This is a genomic window from Mesorhizobium sp. M7A.F.Ca.MR.362.00.0.0, from assembly GCF_004023175.1.
Classification (GTDB): Bacteria; Pseudomonadota; Alphaproteobacteria; order Rhizobiales; family Rhizobiaceae; genus Mesorhizobium.
In genome coordinates this window covers 1-1655 of the sequence record NZ_RZTF01000694.1, presented here as the reverse complement: position 1 = coordinate 1655, position 1655 = coordinate 1, and the positions used below count along the sequence as shown (strand labels likewise).

At 60.1% G+C, this 1655-nt stretch carries 2 protein-coding genes and 1 pseudogene; 2 read left to right on the top strand and 1 reads right to left on the bottom strand.

Features of this window, described 5'->3' with window-relative positions; genetic code table 11:
• Nucleotides 1-195 precede the first annotated feature (195 nt).
• Together EOC06_RS44545 and EOC06_RS36885 are read left to right on the top strand one after the other, a co-directional pair.
• Nucleotides 196-390: pseudogene (locus EOC06_RS44545) on the top strand (LLM class flavin-dependent oxidoreductase); the annotation flags it as partial.
• 405 nt (nucleotides 391-795) lie between these two features.
• A complete protein-coding gene (locus EOC06_RS36885) occupies nucleotides 796-981 on the top strand; it encodes a hypothetical protein (protein WP_245330049.1) in 186 nt (61 codons plus the stop codon).
• A 406-nt stretch (nucleotides 982-1387) separates the two neighbouring features.
• Here EOC06_RS36885 and EOC06_RS36880 read toward each other — a convergent pair whose 3' ends face one another.
• A complete protein-coding gene (locus EOC06_RS36880) occupies nucleotides 1388-1630 on the bottom strand; it encodes a ProQ/FINO family protein (RefSeq protein ID WP_245470411.1) in 243 nt (80 codons plus the stop codon).
• Nucleotides 1631-1655: the final 25 nt, after the last annotated feature.

The window sequence follows — 1655 nt, the reverse complement described above, 5'->3', positions numbered from 1 at the left end:
ACCTTCGCCTGAACCACCGCCTGACGGAAGTGGACAAGGAACTGGACGAGCGTGTCTCCCAGTTGCAGGCGGGCGAGGAAGCGCCTCAAATGACGCTTTCGATTGAGCGGCCGACAAGCTCGCCCCGCAAACGCGCAATCCTCCCACTTCCCCGTCATTGAAGCCTGGCCGGCAGGGCACCAGCGATTGCTAATTGGTGCCGCGGATGGTTTCAATGTCATGCCGCCTTATCTACAGGGCGGGTTCGATGTGTTCGCCGAAGAGGTGGTGCCGATCTTGCGCCGGCGCGGACTTTTCCGGCACGACTATGACGGAACAACACTGAGGGACCATTTCGGTCTGCCACGCCCTGGCAATATTTTCAGCCAACCGCAAAGGGCCCCAGCCTGAGCTCCTTTCGCGGCGGGCATTCGATTTTGGGCGGATCGGTCCGACACGGGATTTCTCGCCCGTATCTCTCGGTCGGTGTTTCGCCCCGTGACGCCCCTCCCGGCACATGTATCCGGTCGGTTTCCGGTGCGGGCTCGTTCCGACAGCCTTGACCGGCTTCTCGTCTTCTCGATTGTTCAATACCTGCATTGTTGTCCAAGTGGGCCAGTTTTGGCCCGACCTCGATCACCGCCTCTCATCCTGCCCGCTTCGTTGACTGTCTCGCCGCGCTGTTTCGTCTCCTCGCATTAGCGGAAGTTAAATTTCGAGTGTTTCAGCTTGCCGCAAATTAGGGTCTTGATGGCATGTTTGCATGACTTTCGGACGGGACAGGAAGACTGACGCGGACGGGGATGGATCAAGGCCTTGCGTCAGGACGAGGCGCGGCAGATGCGTGTGCGCATCGCGGAACTGGAGCGCAACCTCATGGCGACCACGCCACAGGGGCGCCATCGACGTTTTGAAGCCGGGAATGAACTTCGCATTGCGAAATTCCGCCTCGAGCGCCTCGAGGAATGCATCGCCGGAATACCGGAAAAATGTGGGGCTTAGCGGATCTCGCGGCTCTCGAAGTTGCCGCGCTCCGGCCGAACTGTGCGCCCGATGCTATGATCACAAAGCTGGTGGTTTGACGCCGGTTGTCGAGAGCATCTCTTCAAGCAGCGCTGGGCGGCAGACGCGCAGGCCGCAGGATGAGTCTGCCTGGAGACAAACGCAAGGGGTTGGTTGTTGCGGACGAGGGGCAAACGCCTTCCGGAAAAGAGCTTTCCCTCCCACGCGTATCTTCCACAGGTAGGCAGCCGCACCCCGTGCGCCATCCTGCAGGACACAGCTACCATAGCGAGGCAATCCCGGTTGAAGAGGCATCGTTTGACTCGGAGATGTTCCTCTGGGGCATCGACCTCTTCATCATGGCTATTACTCGGAAGCCCATGAGTCTTGGGAAGATCTGTGGCGCTCAAGCCATCGGCTTTCGGAAAGACCGGCGACGCTTCGTCTCAACGACTATTCCAGCGGTATTCTTCGCGTTGAACACGGCCGTTTGCTTCGGCTTAGGTTGGGGCGGGGCATCAGGCGCCCTTGGCTCCGGCGTTTTCTTGGTCTCTTCCTTGTTCTTGCGGGCGCACAGCAAAGCCTTGGCGCTCGCCGCCTCCGCATCCGATACCTCGCCGGCCGGCTCGCCATCAACATCGACCCGCACAGCGCCAGCATTCAGTCTCGCCAAG